General features: G+C 67.5%; 22 protein-coding genes and 6 pseudogenes. 11 read left to right on the forward strand and 17 right to left on the reverse strand.

Annotated elements, in window-relative coordinates; all coding sequences use genetic code 11:
• The first annotated feature begins 11 nt into the window (after window positions 1–11).
• Window positions 12–710, forward strand: coding sequence for a DUF429 domain-containing protein (locus G205_RS13125; protein WP_009358395.1), 699 nt, complete (start codon window positions 12–14; stop codon window positions 708–710).
• Between the two features lie 49 nt (window positions 711–759).
• Here G205_RS13125 and G205_RS13130 read toward each other — a convergent pair.
• Window positions 760–3,194, reverse strand: a pseudogene (locus tag G205_RS13130) (phosphoketolase family protein).
• A 179-nt stretch (window positions 3,195–3,373) separates the two neighbouring features.
• Here G205_RS13130 and G205_RS13135 point away from each other — a divergent pair.
• Entirely contained in the window at window positions 3,374–3,973 is a 600-nt protein-coding gene (locus G205_RS13135) for a hypothetical protein (RefSeq protein WP_009358397.1), read from the forward strand.
• Window positions 3,974–4,007: 34 nt separating this feature from the next.
• Here the strand turns inward: G205_RS13135 and G205_RS13140 are convergent, their stop codons facing one another.
• From G205_RS13140 to serS, 4 genes and pseudogenes are all read right to left on the reverse strand, one after another.
• Window positions 4,008–4,592 carry a histidine phosphatase family protein gene (locus G205_RS13140; RefSeq protein WP_009358398.1) on the reverse strand — a complete coding sequence of 195 codons (585 nt, stop codon included), beginning with the start codon at window positions 4,590–4,592 and terminating at the stop codon, window positions 4,008–4,010.
• 94 nt (window positions 4,593–4,686) lie between these two features.
• A complete protein-coding gene (locus tag G205_RS13145; protein WP_009358399.1) occupies window positions 4,687–5,556 on the reverse strand; it encodes an HAD family hydrolase in 870 nt (289 codons plus the stop codon).
• Between the two features lie 198 nt (window positions 5,557–5,754).
• Window positions 5,755–6,768, reverse strand: coding sequence for a hypothetical protein (locus tag G205_RS13150; RefSeq protein ID WP_009358400.1), 1,014 nt, complete (start codon window positions 6,766–6,768; stop codon window positions 5,755–5,757).
• Between the two features lie 185 nt (window positions 6,769–6,953).
• Window positions 6,954–8,233, reverse strand: a pseudogene (gene serS / locus G205_RS13155) (serine--tRNA ligase).
• A 92-nt stretch (window positions 8,234–8,325) separates the two neighbouring features.
• Here serS and G205_RS13160 point away from each other — a divergent pair.
• Window positions 8,326–9,380: pseudogene (locus G205_RS13160) on the forward strand (diacylglycerol/lipid kinase family protein).
• Between the two features lie 88 nt (window positions 9,381–9,468).
• Here the strand turns inward: G205_RS13160 and G205_RS13165 are convergent.
• The 3 genes from G205_RS13165 to G205_RS13175 form a co-directional block, all read right to left on the reverse strand.
• Window positions 9,469–9,675 (reverse strand): hypothetical protein, encoded by a 207-nt coding sequence (locus G205_RS13165; protein WP_009358403.1) that lies wholly within the window; start codon window positions 9,673–9,675, stop codon window positions 9,469–9,471.
• Window positions 9,676–9,766: 91 nt separating this feature from the next.
• The gene (gene pheA, locus G205_RS13170; protein ID WP_009358404.1) at window positions 9,767–10,747 is read right to left on the reverse strand and encodes a prephenate dehydratase; all 981 of its coding nucleotides are present in this window, start codon (window positions 10,745–10,747) and stop codon (window positions 9,767–9,769) included.
• A complete protein-coding gene (locus tag G205_RS13175; RefSeq protein ID WP_009358405.1) occupies window positions 10,747–11,073 on the reverse strand; it encodes a rhodanese-like domain-containing protein in 327 nt (108 codons plus the stop codon). The genes pheA and G205_RS13175 overlap by 1 nt, the downstream gene beginning before the upstream one ends.
• 196 nt (window positions 11,074–11,269) lie before the next feature.
• On the opposite strand from G205_RS13175, the gene G205_RS13180 reads away from it, so the two are divergent.
• The 5 genes from G205_RS13180 (at window position 11,270) to G205_RS13200 (ending at window position 14,326) form a co-directional block, all read left to right on the forward strand.
• Entirely contained in the window at window positions 11,270–12,676 is a 1,407-nt protein-coding gene (locus G205_RS13180; protein ID WP_009358406.1) for an amidase, read from the forward strand.
• 126 nt (window positions 12,677–12,802) lie between these two features.
• A complete protein-coding gene (locus G205_RS13185; protein WP_009358407.1) occupies window positions 12,803–13,030 on the forward strand; it encodes a hypothetical protein in 228 nt (75 codons plus the stop codon).
• A gap of 99 nt (window positions 13,031–13,129) precedes the next feature.
• Window positions 13,130–13,333 (forward strand): hypothetical protein, encoded by a 204-nt coding sequence (locus G205_RS13190; protein WP_009358408.1) that lies wholly within the window; start codon window positions 13,130–13,132, stop codon window positions 13,331–13,333.
• Between the two features lie 108 nt (window positions 13,334–13,441).
• A complete protein-coding gene (locus G205_RS13195; RefSeq protein WP_009358409.1) occupies window positions 13,442–13,801 on the forward strand; it encodes a hypothetical protein in 360 nt (119 codons plus the stop codon).
• A 75-nt stretch (window positions 13,802–13,876) separates the two neighbouring features.
• A complete protein-coding gene (locus G205_RS13200; protein ID WP_035753026.1) occupies window positions 13,877–14,326 on the forward strand; it encodes a LapA family protein in 450 nt (149 codons plus the stop codon).
• A gap of 86 nt (window positions 14,327–14,412) precedes the next feature.
• On the opposite strand, the gene G205_RS13205 is transcribed toward G205_RS13200, so the two are convergent.
• Together G205_RS13205 and G205_RS13210 are read right to left on the reverse strand one after the other, a co-directional pair.
• A complete protein-coding gene (locus tag G205_RS13205; RefSeq protein WP_009358411.1) occupies window positions 14,413–15,006 on the reverse strand; it encodes a DUF4190 domain-containing protein in 594 nt (197 codons plus the stop codon).
• A gap of 57 nt (window positions 15,007–15,063) precedes the next feature.
• Window positions 15,064–15,636, reverse strand: coding sequence for a LysE/ArgO family amino acid transporter (locus G205_RS13210; protein WP_009358412.1), 573 nt, complete (start codon window positions 15,634–15,636; stop codon window positions 15,064–15,066).
• A 94-nt stretch (window positions 15,637–15,730) separates the two neighbouring features.
• Here G205_RS13210 and G205_RS13215 point away from each other — a divergent pair, with 94 nt between their 5' ends.
• Entirely contained in the window at window positions 15,731–16,672 is a 942-nt protein-coding gene (locus G205_RS13215) for a LysR family transcriptional regulator ArgP (protein WP_009358413.1), read from the forward strand.
• A 528-nt stretch (window positions 16,673–17,200) separates the two neighbouring features.
• Here G205_RS13215 and G205_RS22925 read toward each other — a convergent pair.
• A pseudogene (locus G205_RS22925) lies at window positions 17,201–17,560 on the reverse strand (nuclease-related domain-containing protein); the annotation flags it as partial.
• Between the two features lie 248 nt (window positions 17,561–17,808).
• Between G205_RS22925 and pgm the strand changes: the two are divergent.
• Window positions 17,809–19,472 (forward strand): annotated as a pseudogene (gene pgm, locus G205_RS13225) (phosphoglucomutase (alpha-D-glucose-1,6-bisphosphate-dependent)).
• Here pgm and G205_RS13230 read toward each other — a convergent pair.
• Both G205_RS13230 and G205_RS13235 read right to left on the reverse strand, forming a co-directional pair.
• Complete coding sequence (locus tag G205_RS13230; protein ID WP_009358415.1) at window positions 19,469–20,011, reverse strand: 2'-5' RNA ligase family protein; 543 nt, start codon at window positions 20,009–20,011, stop codon at window positions 19,469–19,471. The pseudogene pgm and the gene G205_RS13230 overlap by 4 nt on opposite strands.
• A gap of 102 nt (window positions 20,012–20,113) precedes the next feature.
• On the reverse strand, window positions 20,114–20,719 hold the full coding sequence (locus G205_RS13235) for a malonic semialdehyde reductase (protein ID WP_009358416.1): 606 nt from the start codon (window positions 20,717–20,719) through the stop codon (window positions 20,114–20,116).
• 193 nt (window positions 20,720–20,912) lie between these two features.
• Here G205_RS13235 and G205_RS13240 point away from each other — a divergent pair, with 193 nt between their 5' ends.
• Window positions 20,913–22,271 (forward strand): uracil-xanthine permease family protein, encoded by a 1,359-nt coding sequence (locus tag G205_RS13240; RefSeq protein ID WP_235046913.1) that lies wholly within the window; start codon window positions 20,913–20,915, stop codon window positions 22,269–22,271.
• On the opposite strand, the gene G205_RS13245 is transcribed toward G205_RS13240, so the two are convergent.
• From G205_RS13245 to G205_RS13260, 4 genes and pseudogenes are all read right to left on the reverse strand, one after another.
• The gene (locus tag G205_RS13245; protein WP_009358418.1) at window positions 22,268–23,107 is read right to left on the reverse strand and encodes an SGNH/GDSL hydrolase family protein; all 840 of its coding nucleotides are present in this window, start codon (window positions 23,105–23,107) and stop codon (window positions 22,268–22,270) included. The two genes, G205_RS13240 and G205_RS13245, sit on opposite strands and share 4 nt — an antisense overlap.
• Complete coding sequence (locus G205_RS13250) at window positions 23,104–23,946, reverse strand: GAF domain-containing protein (RefSeq protein ID WP_009358419.1); 843 nt, start codon at window positions 23,944–23,946, stop codon at window positions 23,104–23,106. Before G205_RS13250 ends, G205_RS13245 begins: the two co-directional genes overlap by 4 nt.
• Window positions 23,947–24,115: 169 nt before the next feature.
• On the reverse strand, window positions 24,116–24,382 hold the full coding sequence (locus G205_RS13255; RefSeq protein WP_235046914.1) for a hypothetical protein: 267 nt from the start codon (window positions 24,380–24,382) through the stop codon (window positions 24,116–24,118).
• Between the two features lie 169 nt (window positions 24,383–24,551).
• A pseudogene (locus tag G205_RS13260) lies at window positions 24,552–25,231 on the reverse strand (GntR family transcriptional regulator).
• Window positions 25,232–25,389 lie beyond the last annotated feature (158 nt).

Raw genomic sequence — 25,389 nt, forward strand, 5'->3', positions numbered from 1 at the left:
ACTCTGGTCACGTGAAGACGCTCGGCGTGGACCTGGCTGCGGCCACGAAGAAGACCGCGGTGGCTGTCATCGAGTGGAGCGGCGGTGCAGCGAAACTGGTGCACCTTGAACTCGATGTGGACGACCAGGGGATCGTGGACCTGTTCGGCACCTGCGACATGGCCGGCGTCGACTGTCCCGTGGGCTGGCCGGACGCGCTGGTCCCGTTCCTCACCGGGCACGCAGCGTTCGACGCCGGACCGGTCCTGGCGCACGACGGCATAGCCGGGCGGCGCCTCCTGGCCTACCGGGACACCGACCGGTTCGTCACCGCACGCACGGGCCTCATCCCGCTGAGCGTCTCCGCGGACCGGCTGGCCCATCCGGCCATGCGCTGCGCCGTGATCCAGGCAAAAGTCGCGGCGCTCCATGGACCGCAGGCAAGGGACGGCTCCGGCCGGCTGGCGGAGGTCTATCCGGCGGCTTCGCTGAAGATCTGGGGGCTCAACGGGCGCGGCTACAAGGGACGCGGAATTCCCGAGGCGGAACGGCTCGGGGTGCTGCTGGACGCCCTGCGAAGCCAGGCGCCTGGCTGGACCTGGCCGGGTACGGGGACAAACTGGCCGGATCGGACGACCTGTTCGACGCCGTCGTCGCTTCGCTCACCGCCCGCGCCGTGGCCCGCCGTCGCACGCTCCTGCCCGGCGAAACCCAGGCCGCCGCCGCGCTGACGGAGGGGTGGATCCACCTGCCGGCCTGCTCGTTGGAAGAGTTGGCGGACTAAAGCCGGTCAACCCCCAGCTTCCAGTCCCGGATCTCCTCCAGGTCTTCACCGTGCTCCCTGGTGTGGTCCCTCGCCCGCATGCGCCGGTCCTGCAGGTCCTGCCGCAGGAGCGAGTGCTTCTCGGCCAGCCCCGGAACGCGGTCAATCGCATCGATCGCCAGCTGGAAACGGTCGATGCCGTTCAGCATGGCCATATCGAAGGGCGTTGTGGTGGTTCCCTCCTCCTTGTACCCGCGCACGTGCATGCCTTCCTGGTTGGTGCGGCGGTAGGTGAGCCGGTGGATCAGCGCCGGGTAGCCGTGGTAGGCGAAGATGATCGGCTTGTCCGTGGTGAAGATCCCGTCGAAATCCCGTGACGGGAGCCCGTGCGGGTGCTCGCTCTCGTCCTGCAGCCGCATCAGGTCCACCACGTTGACCACCCGGACCTTCAGCCCGGGAACGCCATCGCGGAGCAGTTCCGCCGCGGCCACGGTTTCCACGGTGGGGACGTCGCCCGCGCAGGCGAGGACCACGTCCGGCTCCTCACCGGGGACTTCGGACCCGGCGAACCCCCAGATTCCCAGCCCGCGCCGGCAATGGTGGGCGGCATCGGCCGGTCCCAGCCAGGTGGGGGACGGCTGTTTGCCGCTGACCACGATGTTCACGTAGTCCGTGGACGCCAGGCAGCCCTCCATGACGGACAGCAGGGTGTTCGCGTCCGGCGGCAGGTACACCCGGATCACCTCGGCTTTTTTGTTCACCGCATGGTCGATGAACCCCGGGTCCTGGTGCGAGAAGCCGTTGTGGTCCTGCTGCCAGACGTGCGAGGACAGCAGGTAGTTCAGTGACGCCACCGGCTGGCGCCACGGCAGCTTGCGGTGGACCTTGAGCCATTTGGCGTGCTGGTTGAACATGGAGTCGACTATGTGGATGAACGCCTCGTAGCAGCTGAACACCCCATGGCGTCCGGTCAGCAGGTAACCCTCGAGCCAGCCCTGGCACAGGTGCTCACTCAGGACCTCCATGACCCGGCCGGACCGGGCGAGGTGCTCGTCGACGTCGTCGATCCGGTACTGCCACACCTTGTCCGTGACCTCGTAGACGTTCTGCAGCCGGTTCGACGCCGTCTCGTCCGGGCCGAAGAGCCGGAAGTTTTCCATGTTCAGGGAGATGACGTCCCGCATCCATGAACCAACGTGATCATGGGACTCACCCGCTCCGTGCCGGGGGCCGGAACTTCCACCGCGTGGTCCCGGTACTGGGGCAGTTTCAGGGCGCGCCGGAGCAGGCCGCCGTTTGCGTGGGGCGTGGCGCTCATCCGGAAGTTCCCGGTTGGCGCCCCCTCGGCGACGTCGGGCCGGAGCCGGCCGTCGCCGTCGAACAGTTCCCCGGGGCGGTAGGACTTCAGCCACTCCTCAAGCTGCCGCAGGTGGTCCCCGTTGGTCCGCACCTCCGAGAGCGGGACCTGGTGGCTGCGCCACGTGCCCTCCACCTGCTTCCCGTCAACGCTGCGCGGCCCGGTCCAGCCCTTCGGCGAACGCAGCACGATCATGGGCCAGCGGGGTGCGGCCTGGTCCGTGGCATTCCGGGTTTCCGAGTTTTCGGCGGGGGCCCGACAGGCGTCCTGGATGGCACGGATCTCCGCCATGCAGCGGTCCAGCGCTTCTGCGAAGTCACGGTGCGCTTTTTCAAAGGCGTCGGGATCGTCCACAGTGACGAAATAGGGCTCGTGGCCGTAGCCGCGCAGCAGCTGTTCCAGCTGCTGCTCCGGCATCCGTGCAAGGACGGTGGGGTTGGCGATCTTGTAGCCGTTGAGGTGCAGGATGGGCAGCACGGCACCGTCGGCTGCCGGGTCCAGGAAGTTGTGGGAGTGCCAGCTGGCGGCCAGCGGCCCGGTTTCAGCCTCGCCGTCGCCAATAACCACGGCGGTGACCAGTTGCGGGTTGTCGAACACCGAGCCGTAGGCGTGGGCAAGCGAGTAGCCAAGTTCACCGCCCTCGCTGATGGAGCCGGGGCTCTCCGGCGCGGCATGGCTGGGGATGCCGCCCGGGTAGGAGAACTGGCGGAAGAGCTCCGCCATGCCCTCGGCGTCATTGCCCACGTGGGCGTAGATCTCCGAGTAAGTGCCTTCCAGCCAGGCATTGGCGACGACGGCGGGACCACCATGGCCGGGTCCGGCCACAAAAAGCATCTCGGTGGAGTCGCGGCGGATCACGCGGTTCAGGTGGGCGTAGACGAAATTAAGTCCGGGGGTGGTCCCCCAGTGCCCCAGCAGCCTGGACTTGGTGTGCTCCGCTGCGAGCGGTTCACCCAGCAGCGGGTTGGAGCGGAGGTAGATCTGGCCAACCGAAAGGTAGTTGGCGGCCCGCCACCAGCGGTCCACCAGTTCGAGTTCTTCCTGCCCTGCGTCGTGCTGCACTGGATCGTCCTGCACTGCGTCGTCCTGCCCCATGCTGCCGGTCATAGCCATCCTCACGTCGCGTCCGCCGCCTTCCGGCAGCCGTCACTCCATCGCAACAGATGGGCCGGGCAGAGGCAACTGCCAGCGGCAGGATCGGGTCCGTCTTACGGCTTGACCAGCCGTAACACTCGAGTTCCGGGATTCCTACCACCGGGTAGTGTGTAGCCAGAATGTTCACGCTGACTATCAATCAAACGGACAGCCGGCGCGATGGGGACCGGGTTCCGCAGCTTCTCAAGGACCTGCGGCATATTCCGGCGCGCCTGGACTTTGACCGCTCCGTGGAGGACGAGGTTCAGGGCATCGTCGACTGCCCGCACCAGGCGGTGGATGCGGCGCTGATCGCCCTGCGCAGCGGCTTATGGTATGTGGGGATCGGGGTGGGACCGGTGAACGAGCCGCTGCCCAACCAGATCAAGGATGCTTCCGGACACGGCCTGGTCTACGCGCGGCGGGCAGTGGACCGGCTGCGCAGCAGCAAGGACCGCGTTCCTGTGGCGGTGGAGGGTCCGCTGGCCGACGTGGCGCACGACGCCGAGGCGGTGCTCCGGCTGCTCGGCCATATTGTGCGCGACAGGTCCGGCGCCGAGTGGCGGGTGCTCGACCTGCTGACGCCCGGCGTCCGCGGGCAGCAAAAGGCTGTGGCGCAGGAACTGGGCATCACCACCCAGGCCGTCAGCAAGGCGGTGGCGCGGGCGCAGTGGAACGAGGAGCACGCAGCACGGCCGGCGGCGGCCCGGCTGCTGGGACTGATCCTCGAGGTGCGCTGACCGGCAAAGCCGCCGGCCGCCGTCGGGACTGTATTTAGCTTGAGGTGGCCGCCAGCACAGGTTCCCCGTTGAAGTATTCAAGCTGCCAGCCGTCGATGGTGTGGTGGTGCGCCAGGTTGAGGACGGCGTTGTTGACGCTCGTCAGGGTCTGCCCGGTGGCGCGGCTCAGGGTGACGCGGAGCAGCGTGCCGTGCGTCACCACCAGGAGGCGCTGGCCGCGGAACTCGTCGGCGAGGGCTTCCAGCGCGGCGAGGCCGCGGGTTGCTGCCTCGTCCTCGCTCTCGGCGCCCTTGAAGCCGCCAGGAACGCGCAGGGCCTCCAGCTCAGGCCCTGCCTGCATGCCCTCGGCCGGGCCGAAGCTGCGCTCGGTCAGTTCCGGTACGCGCCGGGCCACTGCCAGGCCCAGGCCTTCGGCGATCAGGTCTGCTGTTTCGGCCGCACGGCTCAGCGGCGAGGAAACGATGGCGTCCCACTGGTACGGGGCGAGGACGGCGACGGCGTCACGCGCCTGGCCGCGGCCGACGTCGTTCAGGGGAATATCAGTGGCTCCCTGCAGCCGGCGCTCGGCGTTCCAGTCAGTCTGGCCGTGGCGGACGAGGGCGAACGTCGTAGGGGTCATGGTTCCTATTCTGCCTTGGCTGGCGGCGGGGTCAGGACCAGGCAGCCCTCACCGTCCGCCCGCAGCCGGTTCACCGGGCCTTCCGGACGGATCCCTAGAGGAGGCTGCGCAGCACGTGGGCGGCGCCGTCGTCGAACACCGAGTGGGTGACTTCGTCAGCGACGGCCAGCACTTCCTCCGGCGCCTGGCCCATGGCCACGCCCCTGCCTGCCCAGGCAAGCATCTCGATGTCGTTCCGGCCATCGCCGATGGCAACGGTGAGGTCCGGATCGATGCCCAGCTGGAGGCGGAGGTTTTCCAGGGCGCTGGCCTTGGTAACCCCGGCTGCGGCAATGTCCAGCCACGCGGTCCAGCCCACCGAGTAGGTGACGCCGGCAAGGCCGATGTGGCGGATGGCCTCGTTGAACTCCTCCGGCGTGTTTTCGGTGCTGAACACCACCACGCGCACTGCCGTGGCTTCGAGCATGGTATGGAAATCCACACCTACGGCTTCCACCCCGAAGCTGGCGTCCTGGAACCGCTCGGTGGAGAGGAAGTTGCCGTCAGCGTCCTCCAGGGCGTACTTGGCGGACGGCAGCCGTTCCCGGAGGGCGCGGAGTGCGGGGGCGGGATCGAAGGTTGCCTTGTGGATGACCTCGTAGCCGTCCTCCAGTTCGGGGTGAAGGCGCAGGGTTACGCCGCCGTTGCAGCACACGGCGTAGCCGCGCTCGATCCCGATCTTCTCGATGATGGGCAGGGTGGCATTCAGGGACCGGCCGGTGGCAATCATGACTTCATGTCCCACGCCCACTACGGCCTGCGCAGCTTCCCGGACACCCGGCGACATGTGGCCGTCATGGTTCACGAGCGTGCCGTCCACATCCAGGGCGATCATGAGCTTCCGGCCATTCTGGCCCTCGGTGTTGTTCTGGTTGTCTCGCCGGTCATCGTTGCCGGCGACTGTGTTTTCAGTCAGCGTTGTCATTCATCTAGTAGAGCAGAAGGCCATGACACCGGGTAGGACGCGCGCCACAGGTTGGCTGAACTCCGGGTTAATACTCACAGGTTGTCCCCCGTGTGAGTGTTTACCTTGGCAGCTCCACCGCCTCAACCCCTGGCTTGTTCGCCGTTCCGTGCCTTGATGGTTAGGAGTCGCGAACAAGCCCGGGAACGGCGCCGGGCCTCAGCGTTTCTGTCGTGGACGGAGGCCGGCAGCCAGGAGCTTGCGCTTAAGGCGGTCCGGGCTTTGGACATCACTCCAAGCCCACCGCACGAAGGTATACCCCAAGGCGCGGATCCGGTCTTCCCGGAGTTTCTCCCGGTAAACAGCTTCGTCTGCCGAGATCCCGCCCCGCATTGCCGGGTCAACATACTTCGCCTTGCCATCGAACTCGCCTACGACTCTTTGCCGCGGCCACCAGAAGTCACTCCTGCCGATGAAGCCGTTCCGGTCGTTAAATACCTGCTGGAGGACCGGCTGCTCGAATCCAAGGAACTCAAATGCAGCCCGGCTGTAGGATTCGCCCACCGATTCCGGCAGCGGGCTTGCCAGCGATGCCACGAACTCTGCCCGTTGCCGGGCCGCTTCATTAGGCTGCGCCGAGATGGCGGCTGCCACTTCAGGCACGGACATCAAACCTGACCCCGGCGCAATCGTCCATTGGCCACTTAGCCTGCGCGCGGCTCCGTCCGCCACAACCAACGCCTCGCTGAGCGCTGCGGAAGCCATAATGTCGGCCGTCACCTGGGCCAGTCCCACACAGAGGAATTCACCGTGGCGCACCGGCTCCATTCCCGACCTGAGGCAGTAGCGGAGCGGATATGAGCGAATCTTCCGCGCCTCCAAGGCCGTGCTGTCCTCGCCCAGCACCTGAAGTGACGACTTCCTGGCACCGCTGCGTCCCGGCTGTGTGGTGGCAAGCTCAACGAAAGCCGGAGTGCCGAGAGTGGGCAGCCCGCTGGCCAGGGCAGCGGTTTGTCCGGTCAGTACTGCACCGTTGATTGACCTGGTGATTGCCACCGTCGACCAGGCGAAGCGGTGCGACGGTTGGGCCGCTACCCAGTCATTGGTGGGCACATAGAAACCACGCCGGATCCGTACCAGTTTCCCGGCCCGGAATTCCCGGTGGATGCGGTCGGTGCCGGATCCTGTGCGCAGAACAGCGGCAGAGTCGATCAGTCCAGGCGGAACGTCCATCCCTCCAGAATGATGGCCGGACAGCCGGCGGTCAGGGGGACGGCCCTGCTATGTGGATAGCCGGGGAAAACGAAGGGCACCGGCAAACCATAGAGTTGCGCATCGGTCCCAGGCTTGTTCGCACATCCGGCCCTTGAGGGCACTGATCCGCGGACAAGCCTGGGAGCGACCAAACAAACCCGGGGCTACAGGACCGGAAGCACCTCGAGGCCACCCAGGTACTTCTGCAGCGCCTTGGGGACGTTCACGGAGCCGTCAGCGTTCTGGTGGTGCTCCAGCAGCGCCACGATCCAGCGGGTGGTGGCCAGGGTGCCGTTGAGCGTGGCAACAGCCGGGTGCCCTTGGCAACACCATCCGCATTAACAGCCCGCTCACGGATGTTGAGGCGGCGGGCCTGGAACGTGGTGCAGTTTGAGGTGGAGGTCAGCTCGCGGTAGGCGCCCTGCGTGGGGACCCACGCCTCGCAGTCGAACTTGCGGGCGGCGGAGGTGCCAAGGTCGCCGGCGGCGGTGTCGATGACGCGGTACGGCAGCTCGCACTTGGCCAGCATTTCCTCTTCCCACGCCAGCAGCCGCTGGTGCTCGGCGGCAGCTTCCTCAACCGTGGTGTAGATGAACATCTCCACTTTATTGAACTGGTGCACGCGGATGATGCCCCGGGTGTCCTTGCCGTGCGATCCGGCCTCGCGCCGGTAGCAGGAGCTCTGCCCGGCGTAGCGGATGGGGCCCGCCGAGAGGTCCAGGATCTCGTCGGCGTGGTAGCCGGCCAGGGAAACCTCGGAGGTGCCCACCAGGTAAAGGTCGTCTTCGGCGAGACGGTAGATCTCGGCGTCGTGCTTCACATCGAAGCCGGTGCCCTGCATGGTTTCGGGACGCACCAGGGTGGGGGTGATCATCGGGACGAAGCCGTTCTCGATGGCCTGGTCCATGGCCATCTGCAGCAGGGCCATCTCCAGCCGGGCGCCCACGCCGCGGAGGAAGTAGAAGCGTGCGCCGGACACCTTGGCGCCGCGTTCCATGTCGATCGCGCCGATCAGCTCGCCGATCTCCAGGTGGTCGCGCGGCTCAAAGTCGGGAAATTCGCGCGGCGTACCGACGGTCTTGACCACAACGTAGTCGTCCTCGCCGCCCTCGGGAACGCCGTCCTCGATGAGGTTGGGGATGGTGCGCAGGAGTTCCTCCTGCTTGGTCTGCGCGGCATCGGCTTCGGCGGACGCCGCCTTGACCGAGTTGGCCAGTTCCTTGACCTCTGCCAGCAGGGCCTGCTTCTCCTCGCCCTTGGCCTGCGCCACCTTCTTGCCGAAGGCGTTCTGCTCGGCCCGCAGGTTTTCGAAGCGGATCAACGCTGCCCGGCGGGCGGAATCCGCGGCAATGATCGCGTCCACCACTGATTCGTCCGCGCCGCGGGCGCGCTGGCTGGCCCGGAACTTGTCCGGGTTTTCGCTGAGGTCTTTTACGTCGATCACCATCCAAGGGTATCCAAAAGAATGCACGACGTCGGGCGGTTACGGAGCGTGCCGGAACGGGCCGCCTTCCGCCGGGCTACTGTTGAACCACCATGAGCGACTGGATTCTCTACCTACTGATCGGGGTGGCGCTTGCCTTCGCCATCTCCAGCTGGTGGGGCGTGCGCAAGCTCAAGGCCCTCCACGTGCGCAGCGCAGTGGGCGGGGACGCCCATGAATCCGGGCTCACCCGGCAGCGGGTGGCGGTGATCCTGAACCCCATTAAGGCGCGGGCCGACGACGCCACCTACGCCATCCGGCGTGCCTGCCAGACTGCAGGCTGGGAAGAGCCGGCGTTTTTCGAGACCACCGCGGATGATCCCGGCTACTCCCAGACGCGGGCCGCCCTGGCAACCAAGCCCGACGTCGTCCTGGTGGGCGGCGGTGACGGCACGGTCCGGGTGGTGGCCGAGTCCCTGGCGCACACCGGCGTGGCCATGGGCATCGTTCCGCTGGGAACGGGAAACCTGCTGGCACGCAACCTGGAGCTGGATGTCAACGATCTGCAGGGCAACGTCCAGATTTCGTTGTTCGGCCGGCAGCGCTTCATCGACACGGCGCGGATGGGAATCACCAATTCCCGCACCGGGCACTCCTCCGAGCACGTCTTCCTGGTCATCGCTGGAATCGGCATGGACGCCGAGGTGCTTGCCGACACGAATGACGGACTGAAGAAGGCCGTGGGCTGGCTGGCCTACACCGAGGCCGGGATGCGGCACCTTCCCGGCCGGCGGAAGAAGGTTTCCATCTCGCTGGACGGCGGCCCCGAACAGGTCCGGAACATCCGCAGCGTGCTCTTTGCCAACTGCGGCCTGGTCCCGGGCGGCATCGATTTCATCCCGCAGGCGATGATCGACGACGGCATGCTGGACGTGGTGGTCATGAGCCGCGCAGTGCCCTCGGCTGGCTGCTGATGTACATGAAGATCATGTTCAAGCACAGCGGAAAGCTGCCGATCATGACGGTCTACCGCTCCGGCAGGATCGTGATCGATTGCCCCGAGCCCATGCCCACCCAGCTCGACGGCGACACGTCAGGTGAGGCCACGCGGCTCACCGTGCAGGTGGATCCACGGTCGCTGCTGGTCAGGGTCAAAGGCCGGATGTAAGGACGACGCCGGCGGGTCCGGCGGGTGCCTTGGGGACGGATACGTTATGTGTTGGGTAGTCCGGAGTGGGGAAACGGCTGGCGGGGTCCTAGTCGCTTGAGTCCTTGGCGGCCTCGGCGGCGGCCTTTGCTGCGGCGCGGGCTTCGGACTGCTCGCGGATCATGGCCTGCTCCTCTTCGAAGCGCAGGCGGTCAGCACGGTCTGCATCGTCACCGTCCCAGTCCTGGTTATCGGCGGTGGGCCGGGGATTGACGATCATTCCCTGGCCATCGTTCTCGGTGCTGCTGCTGGTCATGACCCGCTCCCTTCGTTAGGGGCCATCCGTATGGATCAAGTAAGCATACGCACTGTCCACAGCCCCGGGAAGTACCCGGAACCCCAATTGCCTACGCTGTGGGCGAAGCGGCGGAAGCGCTTTCCGCCGCTTCTGATGCCGGATCAAGGAGGGACTCCACCCATGCACGCGCCGCAGCAAACGCGGCATCCGAGGTGTGGGCTTCCTCCGCAGTCTCCTGGCCGTCGGCCCGCGGGTAGGAGCCGAGGAACCGGGTATTGGGGCTGATCCGGTGCAGGCCGGCAAGGGCATCCGCAACCCGGGCGTCACCAACGTGGCCGTCGGCGTCGATGCTGAAGAAGTAGTGCCCCAGGTACTGCCCGGTGGGGCGGGACTCGATCCGGCTCAGGTTGACGCCGCGGCTGGCGAACTGGTCCAGGATCTCCATCAGGGCACCCGGGCGGTCTTCCGGAAGGGGAACCACCACTGTGGTCTTGTCAGCGCCAGTCCGCTCGGGGAGCAGGCCGGGCCGGCTGACAAGGACGAAGCGGGTCACGGCCCCGGGGTTGTCCCCGATGTTCTCAGCCAGCACGGAGAGTCCCGGCTGTTCGCGCGCCACGAGCGGCGCGCAGATCGCGGCGTCGTAATGGCAGTCGTCGGCCAGCAGGCCCATTGCTGCGGCAGCCGTCGAAGATCCGGGCACGTATTCCGCTGTCGGCAGGTGCCTGTCCATCCACAGCCGGCACTGCGCCCAGGCATGGCCGTGGGTGGAGACCCGCCGCACGTCTTCCAGCCGGACACCGGGCCGGGCCACCAGGACGAAGCTGATGGGCACCAGGACCTCCCTGATGATCCGCAGTTCGGTGCCGCCGGCGATGGCGTCCAGGGTGGCGGTGACGCCGCCCTCCACCGAGTTCTCGATGGGAACCATCGCGGCGCCGGCGGATCCGTCGCGGACGAGGTCCAGCGCGGCGTTGACGTTCGACGCCGGGATCCGGGTGGCCGCCGCGGCGTCCGGAACCTGCATCAGGGCGGCCTCGGTGAAGGTTCCTTCGGGACCGAGGAAGGCGTAGGTGGCCGGTGTGGCGGGCATCAGAGGACGATCGGCTTCAGCCCGTTGTCCGAGACCAGGGGTTTTCCGAGCTCCAGCCACTGGTCCATGCCGCCGGCCACGTTGATGGCGGTGTAGCCCTGGCCGGTGAGCCACTGCGCCACCCGGAACGAGCGTCCGCCGGTGCGGCAGATGATGTAGAGGTCCTCGTCCGGGTCGAGCTCGTCGAGCCGGGCGGGGATCTGGTCCATGGGAATGTGCACCGCCCCCTCGGCGTGCCCCGCCACCCATTCATAGTCCTCCCGGACATCCAGCATCACGGCGCCGTCGGGGATGTCGTGGACGGGAACGGTATCGAAATCACTCATGGCAAGTCCTGTCGTGGCGGATCGGAGTCAGCTTAAAGCCTAGTGCTTTGGCCGTCGCCGGGCCCTGCGGAGCGGGCAAGTTACTCTTCTAGGGAATCCAAAGGAGGACGCGTGCCCGCAGACAAGCCCGGCATCCCGGCCGGCTCCACAACGGCCCGGACCGGCGCCGCCAGCCAGCGCACCGAACCGAGGCACGGTGGCTGAGCTCCACGAACTGTCCGCCGTCGAATTGCGCGGCAGCCTGCGGAATGGAGACGTTTCGGCAGCGCACGTTGCCGCCCATTTCCTGGCGCGGATAGAGCAGCGCAACCCGCTGCTTGGCGCCTTCATCACCGTCACGGCAGACCAAGCTATGGCGGAGGCGGGTGCCGCGGATGCCCGGCGTTCCGGCACGGCCCGGGAGGAACTGCCCGTCCTGCATGGCATGCCGCTGGCCTTCAAGGACCTCACGGACGTTGCGGGCGTCGTCACCACCCACGGAAGCGCCGCCCTGGAGCACAAGCCCGCACCGGCGGACGCGCCCCTGGTGGCGCTGATGAAGGACGCCGGCGTGGTCTGCCTGGGCAAGACGCAGGTTCCCGAGTTCGGACTGACGGCCTACAGCGAAAACCGGATCGCGCCGCCGTCGCGCAATCCCCACGCTCCCAGCAGGAGCTCCGGCGGGTCCTCGGGCGGCAGCGCTGCCGCCGTGGCGGCAGGCCTGCTCCCCTTCGCTCCCGGGACCGACGGCGGCGGTTCCGTCCGCATCCCCGCGGCGGCCTGCGGGCTGGTGGGACTGAAGCCGGGCAGGGGCCTGGTGCCCGCCGGGGAGAGCCAGGGGGATCCTGCCCGGCTGGTGGTGCCGGGGCCACTCGCCAGAAGCGCCGCGGACGCAGCGCTGTTGCTGGATGCCATGGTGCCCGGCGGCGGGTACCTGCGGGCGATCGGGCAGGAGCCGCCCCGGCTGCGGATCGGCGTCACCCTGGACAGCCCCTGGTCCGGCACGTACCCGTTCACGCCGGAGCGGGAAGCGCTGGACGCCCTTGAGGCCGGGGAAAGGCTCCTGGCGCACGCCGGGCATGCGGTTGCCGACGCCGCCGTCCGCTATGACAACCGCTACCCGGAGGCTTTCACCACCGCCTGGACCGCGGGAGTGGGCGCTGCCCGGATCAGCCCGCAGCGTGAAGCCCTGCTTGCCCCGCTGACGCGCACCTTCCGCCGCCGTGCCCAGCAGCGCAGCCCGGCCAAGCTTGCCGAAGCACTCGCATTCCTGCGGAAGTTCCAGCAGGACACAGTGGCCCAGTATGCGCAGTGGGACCTGATGCTGATGCCGGCGTTAGCCCAGACGCCGCGTCCGGTGGGCTGGTTCACCGGCACCGCACACGGCGGTGACCGCTGGCCTGCCGCGCAGTGGCCGGGGGACGCCGACGGCGACTACCGGCGGCAGTGCGAATTCGCCCCATGGTCTTCAATGGTCAATGTGTGCGGACTGCCAGCCATCAGCGTCCCCGTGCACTGGACGGGCACGGCCCCCGGCCAGGGCCTTCCGATGGGGATCCAGCTGGTGGGCCAACCGGGTTCGGAGCTGCTGCTCCTGCAGGTGGCGCGCCAGCTGGGCTTCTAGCAGGCCTGTTGTTGACCTGCACCTAACGCAGCTTTAACCCTCCTGTAACCCGGCAGGTACAGACTCTTAAGGGCGTCACCCGATTGCATCCTCCACCTGGCCAATGCTCGACGAGGAGTTGCCCGCATGAACGCTGAAATCCCCGCCCCTGCCACCGGCAAAACCCGCTCCTTCGGGAATTCCCGGCCGGACCTGAGCAACGCCACGGTCCGGGAAGACCTCGCCATGACCGGCCGCTGCGCCCTGGTGCACCTTCCGACCGGCAGGACCTGCCTCCTCCCGCTCCGCCACCAGGGGCCGTGCGAATTCCACGGACCGCAGGAGGCCGAGTCGGTGGCAGGCGCGTCCTCCTGACGGGCCGGCGTCACGCGGTCCCGAATGTAGCCGCAGGGTGTCGACTCCCCCGCGGATCAGGAGGACGATTAAAGGGCAGTCACTATGAGGAGGTCTGTGATGTGCTACGGATACAACAAGGACTTCGGGTGGGAACGCAAGAAGGAAGCCGACCGCCGGCCTGAAGCCAAGCAGGACACTCCGGCGGAGACCCCGGAGCCGCGGATCAAGGCGCAGGACTACACGTTCTGGGCCTTCCCGAACTGGCGCAGGACGCCAACTCCCCGCACCCCCTCCGCTGAACGGAGCAGGGAACGGGTGTAACGCGCCGCTGACCACAGAAGGGCCTCTGCTGGAGGCCCTTCTGCCGTGCAAGGCGCTTCCGGGCCGGCCCGTACCCGAGAGACTGGCCGGAGACAGGAGAATTGACGCATGCAGGGAAAGTTCGTGCACGTGGCGGCCCTTCGACTGGGCTCCGACGCCGATCCAGCAGCGCCGGGGGCAGCAATCACAGAAGCTTTGTGCGGCAGCTGGCAGCACCCTCCGCCCTGCCCGCTCGCCGCCCACCACACGGCAACCGAACTGGTCGCCGGAACGCTCAGGCTGCGGACCATCTTCGCGGCGGACGCCGCCCAGGAGGATGAGGTCCGCCGTCGGATCGGGGCGGCCCTCGGCCGCGGATCCATGGCCGGCCCGGACGGAAAATCCTCCCGGTGGACCCTGTTGGAAGCTGCACCGGGCGAACTCACGGCGGCGGAACGCGAGCATGTGGAGCGCATCGCCGGCACGTAGCAGTGTTGTGCCGGCCGAAACCCTCCGGCTAAGGTGGCATGGTAAGCATGCTTATGATCGCGGAAGGGAACGGTAATGAGTGCTGGACAGTACACACCGGGGACCGGGGGCCAGCCAGAGCCGGGGCCCGACGGGAGCTACCAGGCTGAACGCGCCGGCGGAGCCGCCGCTCGGAACCAGGGGCAGGCAGGTGCGCCCGCCGGTCCCGCGCCCACAAGTCCCGTGACGTCCGGCCCTAAAGCCTCACAGCCCGCGGCGGCCGAACCGCGGGTGACGCGCGCCGGCGTCGTCTGGGCTGCCGTGGTGGCGGCGCTGGTCCTGCTGATCCTGCTCATCGTCTTCATCCTGCAGAACCAGGACCTGGTGCTGGTCCGGTTCCTTGGCTTCGAAGGTGCCGTCCCGCTGGGCATGGCCCTGTTCATCGCCAGCGTTACCGGCGGGGTCCTGGTGGCGGTGGCCGGTGGCGCCCGCATTCTTCAGCTCCGCGCCAACGCCCGCCGCGCGCGGACCGGCCAGCGCAGGTAGGCCAGCGCACCAACCTACGTTGCTCTATCACTTGTGGTCCCTAAGCCCCGGGTTTAGGGACCACAAGTGATAGAGCAACCTGGGATTTAGTAGGTATATGATCCGCTGGAGCCTGCGTAGGCAAGCCCGATGATGAGCAGCAGCCAGAACGCCCCGTAGCCCAGCAGGCACAGGTAGCCCAGCACCAGTCCCGTGATGGACATACCCTTGCCGGACGGCTCGCGCTTGAGCGCCATATGCCCGGTCACAATCGCCGCAATCTGCGGGAGCAGCAGCCACCCCATGATGACGGAGGCGATGCCGCACACCATGCTGGCGATGCTCAGCGTCTTGGGCTCGGCAGGCGCACCGTAGTAGGAAGGCTGCCCATAGGGGCCTGCCGGCTGGGAGTATGGCGCGGTTCCCGGCGCGTACTGGCCGCCGCCGTACTGGCTTCCACCGTATTGTCCGCCGTACTGGTTGCCCTGGGCGTAGGGTCCCTGGCCATAGGCCGGCTGGGACGGCGCGTCCGATCCGTACGGCGCGGACGGCGCGTCCGATCCGTACGGCGGCACGAAGCGGGGCGGCTCGTACCCGGACGGGGTTTCAGCGCCCGACGGCGGTACCCCGGGCTCGGAGGCGGGTTTGCGCGAGGAGTCGGGCCACTGGGAATCAGGGCGCTGGGAAGGCTGGTCAGTCATGGTTTTCCCCCTGGAATTTTGGTTCCAGCCTATCGCCTGCCCCGCTTCCCGGACCCGTCAATGCAGGACGAGTTTCACCGCCAGGGCGAGCATGACGATACCGATCACCAGGTCCACCACGCGCCAGGTCCGGGGGCTGCCCAGGACGCCTGCGAGCGCGCGCGCACCGTAGCCCAGCGCCGAGAACCACAGGACACTGCCCGCTACCGCCCCGCCGGCATACACCCACCGCAGGTCCGGGCCCTGCTGGTTGGCGAGGCTGCCCACCAGCACCACGGTGTCGAGGTACACGTGCGGGTTCAGGAAAGTCAGCGCCACCGTTGTGGCCACCACGGATCCCTTTGACCGGGGCGGTTCATCGTGGAGGCCGGAGGGCTTCAGCGCAGCGGCAAACGACCTGATGGCGAACCACACCAGGTAGACGGCGCCGCCCCAGCGCAGCACCTCCAGCGCCTCGGGGAAGCGGGTGACCAGGGCGCCGATCCCGGCGGTGCCGCCGAGGATGAGGGCGGCGTCGCCCACCATGCACACGGCCACGACGGCGCCGATGTGTTCCCGGCGGATCCCCTGCCGCAGGACGAAGGCGTTCTGCGCGCCGATCGCCACGATCAGAGCCAAGCCCGTCAGCATTCCGATGATTCCTGTCATCCACATGCCTCCGACGGTACGGAGGTAAGAAGATGAAGACAAACGATTGATTCTTAGGGATCATTAGAATTACTTCATGAACTTCGAACACCTCCGCGCCCTCACCGCTGTCATCGATGAAGGCACCTTCGAGGCTGCTGCAGACCTCCTGCGGCTCACGCCGTCGGCTGTCAGCCAGCGCATCAAGGCACTGGAAGCTTCGACAGGCCAGGTCCTGGTGCGCCGCCGTGTGCCCTGCACCGCCACCGACGCCGGGGTGGTGCTGCTTCGGATGGCGCGCCAGGTGCAGGTCCTGGAAGCGGAAGCTTCGGCAGCCCTCGGCAACGGCGTCGCGTCGCGCGCCCAGCTGCCGGTCGCCGTCAACGCTGATTCGCTGGCCACCTGGTTCGTTCCGGTCCTGCACGAAGCCGCAGGCTGGCAGGACACCACGCTCGACCTGCACGTCGAAGACCAGGGCTACAGCAGCCAGCTCCTGCGCCAGGGCGACGTCATGGGCGCCGTGACCTCCGATCCCGTCCCCGTCAACGGCTGCCGGGTGGAACTGCTGGGCCATATGCGGTACATCCCGGTGGCCGCCGCCGGCCTGCACCGGCAGTTCGGAGGTGCCGGCGGTGCGGACTGGGCGGACATGCCGGTGCTGAAGTTCAATGCCAAGGACAACCTCCAGCGCCAGCTGCTGGCGGCCAAGGGCGTGGAACAGTCGCCTCCGACGCACACCGTCCCCTCGTCCGAGGGCTTCCTGGCAGCCATCAAAGCCGGGCTGGGCTGGGGCATGGTTCCGGAACTGCAGCTTGGTAATGAGCTGTCCGAGGGGTCACTGGTGCTGCTGCAAGAGGACGTCCACGAGGACGTGCCCCTCTACTGGCAGTCCTGGACCCTCGACTCGGCGCGGCTGCACCGGATCACCCGGACCATCCGGGACGCCGGCCGTCACCGGCTGCTGCCCGCCGCGGCGGAGCGCAGGACGGGCAAGGGGCCTAGCGGGTCCAGTACGGCAGGACGTACACGGCGAAGATAACGAAAGCAGCGAGGAGTGCCAGCCTGCCGGCACTTGTTCCGCCGTGCGGATGTGCTTGATGCTCCTGCCGGGCCGGGCGGTTCCCGGTTGGCTGCCGCCGGGGAGTCCACGCCCGGCCGGATGCCGCGCGATGCTGCCGCTGCGGGTCCGGTTGCCGCCCGCATTGGCCCCCTCCGCGCGCGGGCCTTCCGTACGCTGGCTTTCCGTGCGCTGGCTTTCCGTATGCGCGCCTCCGGGTGGCAACCCTCCCGCCGGGCGGACCACGGTTCCAGGCCGCACATTCCGGAAGGCAGTGATGCCGGGCTCCTGTTCGTGCGTGAGCTGCTGGCCGAGGTGCTCGTACAGCCCCACCACCGCCTTCTGGTCCAGCACGGCCGGCAACGACTCGATGGCCCCCACGACGCGCTGCGCCCCGGCGACGGCGACGTCGGAGTTGGTGACGCCGAACAGGTCCGGCTGGGCGGCCATGCAGATGAGCGGCCGGACCAGCCTGCGGTACGGCGGAGAAAGGATGGACGCGACGGCGGCACACTGCGCCAGCGCACCCTCCACCGCCTGGGTACGTGCGTAGCGGCCCTGCCAGAGCACCCCGGATGCCACCCGCACCTCACCGGTCCAGTTCTTGGCATCCACCACCACAACGCCGCCGGGGCCGACCAGCACGTGGTCCAGGTTGGCCTTCGGGCGCCCCGGCCAGTGCACGTCGTGCAGGACGTACCAGCCGCGGGGAACCAGCTCACTCAGCTTGTCCGCCACCACCCGTTCGCCCGCGGCCCCCGCGTCCCACGCCTTCGTGGCACGCTCGGCCTGGTCGAGCTGGCGCTTGAGCCTGGCAACCCGCTCAGCAGCCAGCCGGGACTGCTCGGCCGCTCCGTCTCCTGCCCCCATGGTTGGTCCCTGCTTCCCTGCCGTCGCGACGGCGGCGGCAGGCCGCCGTCGTCCTTGCCTGCGGATGTTCTTCCGGATTTTCCGAAAGTAACAGGGCGTGCAGGGGCCGGTATATAAGTACTTTTCGCCCGTGTACTCAGGTTGGCTACTTGGTTCACGGCCCTGCTGTTGATGACGTGCCGCCGTCACAGGGGCCGGAATGTGGGCGGTTCGTTTTGACTGCCGCGAGGTTCTGGCATGCTGGTGCCATGGCTAGCCGCGCGGGCACACTTGCCCAACCCCAGGACCTTGTTGACATCACTGCGCTCCTCGACGCGTACTACGACATCACGCCGGACCTCGCTGATCCGGGGCAGCGCGTTGTGTTCGGCACCTCCGGGCACCGCGGATCCAGCCTCAAGGCGTCGTTCAACGAAAAGCACATCGTTGCCATCACGCAGGCCATCGTGGAGTACCGGGCAGCGCAGGGCGTCACCGGTCCCCTGTTCCTGGCCAAGGACACGCACGCGCTGAGCGAACCGGCGCAGAACAGCGCGCTGGAGGTACTGGCTGCCAACGGTGTCCAGGTCCTCGTCGACGCCCGGCACGGTTACACCCCCACGCCGGCCCTGAGCCACGCGATCCTCACTTACAACCGGAAGGCCGCACCCGGGGCACCGCAGGCTGACGGCATCGTGGTGACCCCCAGCCACAACCCGCCCGCGGACGGCGGCTTCAAGTACAACCCTCCGCACGGCGGCCCCGCCGACTCCGACGCCACCGGCTGGATTGCCAACCGCGCCAACGAACTGCTCGAAAACGACCTCCGCGGGGTGAAGCGGATCCCGGTCGCCGAGGCCCTGGCCGCCGACACCACCGGCAAGTTCGACTTCCTCAGCAGCTATGTCGACGACCTGCCGTCCGTGCTCAACCTTGACGCAATCCGCGAGGCCGGCGTCAGGATCGGCGCCGACCCCATGGGCGGGGCGTCCGTTGACTACTGGGGCGAGATCGGCGAGCGGCACCAGCTGAACCTGACCGTCGTGAACCCCACCGTGGACCCGCAGTGGGCGTTCATGACCTTGGACTGGGACGAGAAGATCCGGATGGACTGCTCGTCGCCGTCGGCCATGGCATCCCTCATCCAGCGGATGTCCGACGCTTCCTCCTCCGGCCAGCCGGCCTTCGACGTGGCCACGGGCAACGACGCCGACGCCGACCGGCACGGCATCGTCACCCCCGACGGCGGCTGATGAATCCCAACCACTACCTCGCCGTCGCCATCGACTACCTGTACCGGAACCGCAGCGGCTGGAACCCTGCCTCGGTGGTGGGCAAGACCCTGGTGTCCTCCTCCATCATCGACCGCGTGGCACAAAGCCTGGGCCGGAAGCTTGTTGAGGTCCCGGTGGGCTTCAAGTGGTTCGTGCCCGGCCTGCTGTCCGGCGAGGGCGCCTTCGGCGGCGAGGAATCGGCCGGCGCCTCGTTCAACAAGAAGGACGGCAGCGTCTGGACCACCGACAAGGACGGCATCCTGCTGGCCCTGCTCGCGTCCGAGATCACCGCCGTCACGGGCAAGTCCCCGTCCCAGCTGTACAAGGGCCTGACGGACCGGTTCGGTTCGCCGGTCTACGCCCGGATCGACGCCGCCGCCACGCGCGAGCAGAAGGCCAAGCTGGGCAAGCTGTCCGCTGCGGACGTCACCGCGACGTCCCTGGCGGGCGAGGAGATCACGGCGAAGCTCACCGAGGCGCCGGGCAACGGCGCTTCCATCGGCGGGCTCAAGGTGGTCACGGAGAACGCCTGGTTTGCTGCGCGCCCGTCCGGCACCGAGGACGTGTACAAGATTTACGCCGAGTCCTTCAAGGGCGAGGAGCACCTCAAGCAGGTGCAGGCCGAGGCCAAGGCGCTGGTGGACGGCGTCATCGCCTAGGCGGTTTCCTTCCCCGGATCCAGGGTCCACAGGCGGAGGACGCGCCGGATGGTGTGGTCACCATCCGGCGCCATGTCCACCAGGGCGATCCGGTCCAGCACGACGGCGTCGCCCGGGTTCAGCCGCTTCAGGCCAGGGCCGGTGCCGTGGTGCGAAACGTGCGGGCGGTAGCCGGAAAGGGTGTGGCGCGGCGTAAGGATCCTGCCCTCCACGGCGGCGACTGCCTGGACCAGGGCCTCATGCAGGGCCTGGAGCGCCGGATGCGGCTCCACCAGGCTGACGGCCACGGAACCGTTCCGCCCGAAGGCCGCGTCCTCCGCTACCGCCAGGCGGGCGCCAAGCGCGGCCCGCGCAGGAGCGTCGGCAAGGGCGGCGACGCGATCCGCCGCGTCGGCACTGTCCGGACTGCCGGCGTCGAACCTCACCAGGGTGATGTGCAGCGGCCAGTCCGTGCGCGGGAAGACGGCATCCCCGGCCACCGGTTCGACGAATGCCACGAAAATGAGGTTGCGCGGTGGCTTCCGGAGCTGTGCAGGCATGGCCCCAGTCTCCCACCGCCCCCCCTTAAACACCGATGCTCTATCACTTATGGCTCCCATTTCGGGCGGATAAGGACCATAAATGATAGAGCATCGGAAGTATTAGACGGTGCGGACGACGTCCTGGTAGGCGAACTTGGGCTTGGCTTCGCCCCAGGCGTCCTCGCCGGGCTGGCCGATGTTGACCACCAGGAAGCTCTTCTGGTCTCCGGCGGGGAAGAAGGCCTCGTCGATCGCGCCGAAGTCGGCGCCGGTCATGGGGCCTGCCGCGAAGCCGAGGGAGCGGACGGCCAGGATGAAGTAGCCGGCCTGCAGGTGCGCGTTGTTGTTGCCGGTGGCCGCGGCCAGTTCCGGGTTGGCGTCGTACATGGCCTTGGGGGCGTTGTAGCCCGGGAGGAAGTTGTCCCACTGGCCGGCCCAGTCGGTGTCGTAGCTGAGGATGGCCACCAGCGGGGCGGAGGCGGTCTTGGCGCGGTTGCCGGGCATGAGCGCGTCCACGAGCTTGGCGCGGGCTTCGTCGGAACGGACGTAGGTGATGCGCAAGGGCTGGGAGTTGAAGGCGGTGGGGCCGAACTTGGTGAGTTCGTAGATGGCCTGGGCCTGTTCCTCGGTGACTTCACCGGTGAAGGTGTTGGCGGTGCGGGCCTCGGCGAAAATGGCGTCGACGGCGGCCGAATCGATAACCGCTTCTTCGTGGGCAATGGTCATTTGCATACCTTTCGCTGCGCCTCCCCGCCTGCCGGGTCGGCCTCTTCGCTGTCCATACTTGCAACTTCAACCTCTGCTCTGCTCTTCCCGAAAATCACGTGACCTTAGCCACAGCGGCCGGGACAAACGGCTTGGCGGTATTCTGGTGGCATTCATCTTCGCCATCGGCGGCACCCCTGAAAGGCCCCCTCCCATGAGCATGCTCGGAATCAAGTGGAAGCTGCACGGCACCGGCAAATCCATCAAGCCAGGCCACGTGGTGGCCCCCGATGAACGGCTGGCCTGGCCGCTCACCATCGGCGTGGGCATGCAGCACGTGGTGGCCATGTTCGGCGCCACCTTCCTGGTGCCCATCATCACCGGCATGCCGCCGGCCACCACACTCTTCTTCTCCGGCATCGGCACCCTGCTGTTCCTGGTCATCACCAAGGGCCGGGTGCCCAGCTACCTGGGCTCGAGCTTTGCGTTCATCGCCCCCATCATGGCGTCCCAGCAGCAGTTCGGCGTGCCCGGCGCACTGGGCGGCGTGGTCTTGGCCGGCGCCCTCCTGGCCCTGGTGGGTGCCATCGTGCAGAAGTTCGGCGCGGAGTGGATCAACCGGCTCATGCCGCCCATCGTCACCGGCGCCATCGTGGCGCTGATCGGCCTCAACCTGGCCCCCGCCGCGAAGCAGAACTTCGCCGCCGCGCCCGTCACCGCCGTCGTCACCCTTGCCACCATCATCCTGGTCAGCGTCCTGTTCCGCGGGATTTTGGGCCGGCTCAGCATCCTGGTGGGCGTGGTGGTGGGCTACCTCGTGGCCATGCTCCGCGGCGAAGTCAGCTACGACAAGATGAACGCGGCGGCATGGGTCGGGCTCCCCCAGTTCCAGACCCCCGAGTTCCATATCGGCGTCCTGGGCCTGTTCGTGCCGGTGGTCCTGGTGCTGGTGGCGGAGAACATCGGCCACGTGAAGTCCGTGGCCGCGATGACCGGGCAGAACCTCGACGGCGTCTCCGGGCGCGCGTTGATGGCCGACGGCGCCGCCACCGTCCTCGCCGGGATCGGCGGCGGTTCGGGAACCACCACCTATGCCGAAAACATCGGCGTCATGGCTGCCACCAAGGTGTACTCGACGGCGGCCTACTGGGTGGCCGGCATTTTCGCCATCCTGCTGAGCTTCTCACCCAAGTTCGGTGAGCTGATCGCCACCGTTCCGCCGGGCGTGCTGGGCGGCGCGGCCACCATGCTTTACGGCATGATCGGCATCCTTGGCGTGAAGATCTGGGTACAGAACAAGGTGAACTTCTCCAACCCGGTGAACCTGACCACCGCAGCCGTGGCGCTGATCATCGGCATCGCCGACTACACGCTGACCGTCGGCGAACTCACCTTCACCGGCATCGCGCTCGGTTCGGCGGCCGCGCTGGTGATCTACCACGGCATGAAGCCATCGCGAAGGCCCGTGGAACCGTGGCGGAACCGGAGTCCGAGCAGGCGGGACTGCCGCCGGCTGCCAAGGCCGCCGCCAACGCTGCCGCGAAGCGGGCTCCCAGGAAGCGCTAGGAGCTAGGCCACTTCGTCAGGGCGGTTGAGGCCATGGACTGGCCCGGGCTTGGGCCGCTTCGCTGCCAGGGACTCGTCGGACCCGTGCGGCAGGATTCGGTGCAGCATCCAGGGGAAGAAGTACTGCCGGGCCCACACCAGATCTTCGGCCCGCGCCTGCGTCCAGCCATGGGCCGGTACCGGCCGGGGCTCAAGCGGTTCGAGGGTATGCGGCACTCCCAGCGCGTTGAGGGTGCCCACGGCAACGGCGTGATGGCCCAGCGGGGACAGGTGCAGCCGGTCCGGATCCCACATCCGGACGTCCTGGAGCCCGGGCAGGCACCACAGGTCAACCATGATGGCATGGTGGCGCAGCGCGATCTTGTGCAGGTGCTCGTTGTAGATCGCCACCCTGCCCCGGATCTGGCTGAAGACGGGGATACCACCCCAGTCCGGCCCTGCGTACAGCAGGACTGTGGCTCCCGTGGCGGTTAGCCTTTCCATGGCCTGGTCCATGTGCCTGGCGAGCTTGTCCGGATCGCCGCGCCGGAAGATGATGTCGTTCCCGCCGCCGGACATGGCAATCAAATCCGGCTTCAGCGCCAGGGCCGGGGCAAGCTGACCATCCACGATCTGGCGCAGCAGCATTCCCCGGACCGCGAGGTTGGCGTAGGCGAAGCCCGGCTGGCCGGCGCTGAGTTCCTCCGCCACCCGGTCGGCCCAGCCCCGGAGCCCGCCGAGGCTGCGCGGCTCGGGATCGCCCACACCCTCCGTGTAGGAGTCGCCCAGTGCCACGAACCGGCGCCAGGGGTGCGTGCCTCCGGTTTCCGTGACCGCCCGCAGATCCTGCTTTTCCGTCGTCATGCCGTCCTCCTTCGCACGGTTGAACGCGGCCGCTGCTTCTTTGCGGCGCCCGCCGCCGGTGGCGTCTCTGACTCTTGCTCCAGCTCCGCCGGCGCCAGCAGGCGGAAGTCCTCGACGCCGTCGGGCGGTTCCTGCCGGAGCCCGGAAACCTCCGGGCCGGGCCGGTCCATGGCGGCGCCGGGCACCACGACGTTCAGGGCCGCATCCCGCAGGTCCAGTTCGTGGTGCAGTGCCTGCGTCTGCAGGAACCGCAGGGCGCCTTCGCGGCTGAGGCCGTACTCATTCATGAGGCTGCGCACCGCCAGGTCAACGAGCACCAGCGAGCTCTGCACGACGGCGATTCCCGCCGTCGTCTCCGCCCGCTCGGCCACATGCACCACCACGCGCAGGGTGCGCGCCACCTGGTGCACGTAGCTCCGGATGCGGACCAGGTCGTCGCTGGTGAAAGCGTGGGGTACCGCAGCGTAAAGGTTGATGGCCGCGCTGGTGCCGCCCTCGGACACGATGGGCGCGGAGAGCAGTGACTGCACACCGTGGCCGGCGGCCGCGTTTGAATAGCCGGGCCAGCGCCGGTCCCGGCTGAGGTCGGACAGGAGGACGAATTCACCGGTGCGTAGGGCTTCCATGACCGGCCCGTCCGCAAAGGAGCACTGTTCCCGGTCCGCCTCACGGGCCTGCTCGGTGCTGGCGGCGAGCGTGTGCGCCTTGCCAAGGCGGAAAAGCGTGGCAGCCCAGGCGATACCGCGGCGTTCACCCTTGATGTCTGTCATGAAGTCGCGGGTGACTTCCCAGAGGTATGTCTCGACGTCCTTGCTGTCGAGAACAGGCTCCGGCGGCATTGGAAGAGGTCCCCAGCCAACCTGCCCAGTGGGTTCAGCGGCCATTCTCCATGCCTCGCTTGAAGCGCTGCGGCCTACTGCAAAACCTAGTTCTAAGGATACGTCCCGCAGCCACGTTGCAGGGATTCCGGGAAAACTTTGGGGCTTTCCGCAGCGGTGACTGCCCGGCTCAAAGCCAGACCTGGTACCCGGTCGACTTGTCGAAGAGCCTGCGGGTGGTGATGCCTTCGCCGGCTATCCACAGGACTGAACCGTCCTCCGCAGCCTGGTCCACCACCCCGCTGGCCACATACTCACCCCCCAGCCACACCTCCACGGTATGGCCGGCCAGGCGCGACCAATCCTTGCGCAGCCCGCGGTTGGTGCCGGGCGCCGCGTCGTCTTGCTGCGGGCTGCTCACGGCCGCCGGCAGGTCGGCCAGTACGCACAGGTTCACGGTTTCCTCCATCGCTGGGCCTCAGTCGAGCCGCCTATTAGGACTTGAACTGATATCTCGTTGATATATCAGAATGGAAACCAAGTATGTTCCAAGTCACAGCGGGAGTCAATCGCGGTTCGCCGACAGCAGCCGTAATGGAGAACCCGCCACGCGGCAAAGCGCGGCTTTAGGCGGCGAACAGGGCTTCGCGCACCGCCCGCTCAAAGCCACTGACATGCACCCGCGCGAGTTCCGCGGCCTTGTCCTCATCCCCGTCAATAACGGCATTCAGCAGGTTCACGTGTTCGTGCACATGCAGGGACAGGTCGGGAAGGCGGTCGATCACCATGCACCAGATCCGGGTGGCAAGGTTGTCGTAGCGGATCAGGATGTCCTCGAGGTGTGGGTTGGCAGCGGCGGCGTAAATACCTGGTGCACGCGGGCGTCCAGGCGGAGTGTCTCCGTGACGGAGGCGGCCGCGACGTCGAACGCCTCAACATCCTTGAGGATTGCCCGCAGCTGCTGCCTGACCGCCTCGGTGGCAACCCTTGCGGCGCGGGCAGCCGCGAGGGGCTCCAGCTGCGCGCGGATCTCGGAGATGAAGGACAGGTCTGTGACATCCACGCGTGTGGCGAAGGTGCCCCGCCGCGGGTACGTGATGACCAGCCGGTCCAGTTCCAGCCGCTTCAGTGCCTCACGCACGGGAGTGCGTCCCACGCCCAGCGACTTCGCCAGCGCCTCGTCGTTCAGCAGCTCGCCGGGCTTGATGTCCAGCACCAGGAGCCGGTCCCGGATGCTTTCGTAAGCGACGTCGGCCAGGGACTTCCTGCTGCCCTCTTCCGCGGCCGCCAAAGTTTCCAGTGCCATGCCAGGACCCCTTCCCCTCGCCTAAAAAATTAACTATTGACCTGCGTCACAGTCGAGTATACGCTGGGGTCCAATCTAATATATCAGTTCGCTACTTTTGAATATATCTAAAGGAGGAGGGGCCATGACCCTCATGCAGACAGAGGCAACCGCAGCCG

The sequence above is a fragment of the Arthrobacter nitrophenolicus genome (genome assembly GCF_000332815.1).
In the GTDB taxonomy this organism is placed as follows: Bacteria; Actinomycetota; Actinomycetes; order Actinomycetales; family Micrococcaceae; genus Arthrobacter; species Arthrobacter nitrophenolicus.